This is a genomic window from Methylobacterium sp. J-030 (assembly GCF_022829545.1).
Taxonomy (GTDB): Bacteria; Pseudomonadota; Alphaproteobacteria; order Rhizobiales; family Beijerinckiaceae; genus Methylobacterium.
In genome coordinates this window covers 1-2,928 of sequence record NZ_JAKSYM010000340.1, presented here as the reverse complement: position 1 = coordinate 2,928, position 2,928 = coordinate 1, and the positions used below count along the sequence as shown (strand labels likewise).

Sequence of the window (2,928 nt, the reverse complement as noted above, 5' to 3'; positions counted from 1 at the left end):
ACCGCATCACCTACGTCAAGACACATGGGGCGCTCGGCAACATCGCGGCTGAGGAGCGTTCGGTGGCCGACGCGGTCGCCCGCGCGGTCAGGGCCGTCGATCCGAATCTCGCCCTACTCGCCATCGCGCTGAGCGCGCAGGTGGCGGCGGGGGAGGCGGCGGGGCTTGAGGTCCACCAGGAGATTTTTGCTGATCGCGGCTACACCGAGGACGGGTTGCTGATCCCGCGCAGCCAGCCCGGCGCCTTCGTCACGGACCCGGACGCGGCCGCCGACCGGGTGCTGCGCATGGTCCAGGGGGACATCATCCTGACGGCATCGGGCCGGGAATTGCCGACGCCGATCCGCTCAATCTGCGTCCACGGCGACACCGCCCACGCGGTGGCCACCGCGCGCGCCGTCCGCGCCATCCTGGAGGGCGGCGGCGTGACGCTAGCCCCGTTCCGGCCATGAGCGTCCCCCGCCTCCTCGACGCGGGCGAGGCGGCCCTCGTCGTGGAGTTCGGCAACACCGTCGATCCGACGCTCAACGACCGGGTGCTGGCGCTCGACGAGGCGCTCGCCGCCGACCCGCCGCAGGGCCTGCGCGAGCGGGTGCCGACCTACCGCTCCCTGATGCTGCACTACGACCCTCTCGTTCTCGACCGGGCGCGGCTCGTCGACCACGTGCTGCGGCTGACCGGGAGCGCCGCGGCGCGCACGGGTGCGGCCACCCTGTGGACGCTGCCCTGCTGTTACGACGCCCCGCACGGGGAGGATGTCGCCGAACTCGCCGGGCGTGCCGGGCTGTCGGCCGAGGCGGTGGTCGCGCAACATGCCGCGGCGACCTACCGAGTCTACATGTACGGCTTCGCTCCGGGCTTCGCCTACCTCGGCGGTCTCCCGGAGGACCTCGCTGTCGCGAGGCGCGCGAGCCCGCGCCCACCGCACCCGCGAAACGCCGTTGTGGTCGGTGGTGGCCTCGCCGCGGTCGCCACCGTGCCGATGCCCACCGGCTGGTACGTGGTCGGCGCCACGCCGTCCCGGCTCTACGCCCCCGAGCGCGCCGAGAGCTTCTTCGTGGAAGCCGGTGACGCGATCCGGTTCGAGCCGGTGGACGCAGCGACCTTCGACGCGCTGGTCACCCGCGAGGCATCGGGCGAGCCTGTGGCTCGACGCGGGCTTGCTACATGAGTGTTCTCATCATCGAGGCCGCCGGCCCTGGCATCACCCTGCAGGATGGCGGCCGGCACGGCTACCTGCGCTACGGCTTCACCGCCGCCGGGCCGATGGACCCGCTGATGCACGCCACTGCTAACCGGGCGGCCGGCAACACCCTCGACGCGGCGGCGATCGAGATCTCGACTGGCGGGGTCACGGTCGGGGTCGAGGGCGGCCCCCTCGGGCTCGCGCTCGCCTCGACGGGCTTCCGCATCGCCCTCGACGGCGAGCCGCTGCCGCCGGCCGTCGCGCTCACTTTAGAGCCGGGCCGGAGCTTGGTCGTGCGCGCTGGAGACACCGGGTCCTGGGGCTACCTCGCCGTCCAGGGCCGGCTCGATCTCGCCCCGGTATTGAGCTCCCTGGCGACCCACACGCGCTCTAGCGTCGGCGGTCTCGATGGGCGCGGGCTGGCCGCGGGCGACCGGATCCCGGTGGCGGATGGCCGCCCTGGCGAGCGCGCACCCCATAGGCTCGTCGCCCCGTGGCTCGACCGCGCTCCGGACACGGTCCGCGTGGTGCTCGGCCCACAGGACGACTATTTCGCGCCCGACCAAGTCGCCGCCTTCCTCGGCGGTCCCTGGACCGTCTCGCCCCGCGGCGACCGCATGGCCTGCTTCCTAGACGGGACGCCGCTCAAGCACGCCAGGGGGCACGACATCGTCTCCGACGGGGTAGCGATGGGCGCGATCCAAGTGCCGGGCAACGGCCTGCCCATTGTGCTGATGGCGGACCGGCAGTCGACCGGGGGCTATCCGAAGATCGCCACGGTGATCGGGCCCGATCTCGGCCGGCTGGCCCAGGTTCGCGGCGGTGCGCAGATCGCCTTCCGGGCGGTGTCGATCGCCGATGCGGTTGCGGCCCGGCGTGGCGAGGTAAAAGTCCTGTGTAGCCCGGCCGCGCGCGAGCCGGTGGTGCGGACGGATTTCGCGCCCGATTTCCTGCTCGGCCTCAACCTCGTCGACGGCGTCACCGACGGCCGGCCTTGGGAGCACACTCATTGGTAGGCGCATCCAGTTTGGTGACGCCTGTGTGCCGCTGCCCCGTTCCGAAACGAGATACGGCTGCCAGAGGGCCGGCATCACATTCCCCACGCCAAGCCGCGCACAGGACCGAGGACCGTACCCCGCCATCCGTTTCTGGTGGCTTGCCGGTCCAAGACCGGCCGTGCGACTTACCGCCAGATCCGGTCGACCGCTTTGCACCCACTGCAGCCAAATGTGATCTCGCCGCGCAAGCTGTGACGGAGGCGCAACCGAGTTGGGAAGCGATTGCGTGCGCCTTCCGTCATGAACTGCTCAAGAGGCCGCTTGGTCCACCTGCATACGTGATCGCTCGGCGAGCGCCAAAGCGGTCGCGGCGAGCATGATCCCCATACCCGATACCTCCTCCCATCCAAAGGGCTCGTGTGCGTAGATGACGCCGATCGCGACCGCGATCACCGGGCTAACGAAGGCGTACATGCCGGCGCGGAACGCGCCCCAATCCCGCACCAGCCAGAGGAAGATCGAGAAGGCGATCAGCGAGCCGCCGATCACCATCACGCCGAGGCAGATGAGCACCCGCCCATCCCAGAGGGCGGCGAAGTGACTCGTGACCCTGACCCACCAAACTGGTCCGCACTGAGCGCGAGTTTTTCGGGCATCCTGAACCCTGAAGGAGGGTGGATGCCATGCCTCGCAAACGCTTCACGAACGAACAGATCGCCTTTGCCCTGCGGCAGGCGGAGAACG

3 protein-coding genes and 1 pseudogene are annotated in these 2,928 nt (G+C 70.6%); 3 read left to right on the top strand and 1 reads right to left on the bottom strand.

The features are described from left to right. From MKK75_RS26120 to MKK75_RS26110, 3 genes are all read left to right on the top strand, one after another. Window positions 1-452 (top strand): LamB/YcsF family protein (locus MKK75_RS26120; protein ID WP_244045400.1); only part of this gene is annotated, 452 nt, incomplete at its 5' end. Beyond that, the gene (locus tag MKK75_RS26115; RefSeq protein WP_244045399.1) at window positions 449-1,171 is read left to right on the top strand and encodes a 5-oxoprolinase subunit B family protein; all 723 of its coding nucleotides are present in this window, start codon (window positions 449-451) and stop codon (window positions 1,169-1,171) included. The genes MKK75_RS26120 and MKK75_RS26115, both read left to right, overlap by 4 nt. Then, window positions 1,168-2,202: a biotin-dependent carboxyltransferase family protein gene (locus tag MKK75_RS26110; protein WP_244045398.1), complete on the top strand. Its 1,035-nt coding sequence runs from the start codon at window positions 1,168-1,170 to the stop codon at window positions 2,200-2,202. Before MKK75_RS26115 ends, MKK75_RS26110 begins: the two co-directional genes overlap by 4 nt. 291 nt (window positions 2,203-2,493) lie before the next feature. On the opposite strand, the pseudogene MKK75_RS26105 reads toward MKK75_RS26110, so the two are convergent. Then, window positions 2,494-2,772 (bottom strand): annotated as a pseudogene (locus MKK75_RS26105) (EamA family transporter); the annotation flags it as partial. Between the last annotated feature and the right edge of the window lie 156 nt (window positions 2,773-2,928).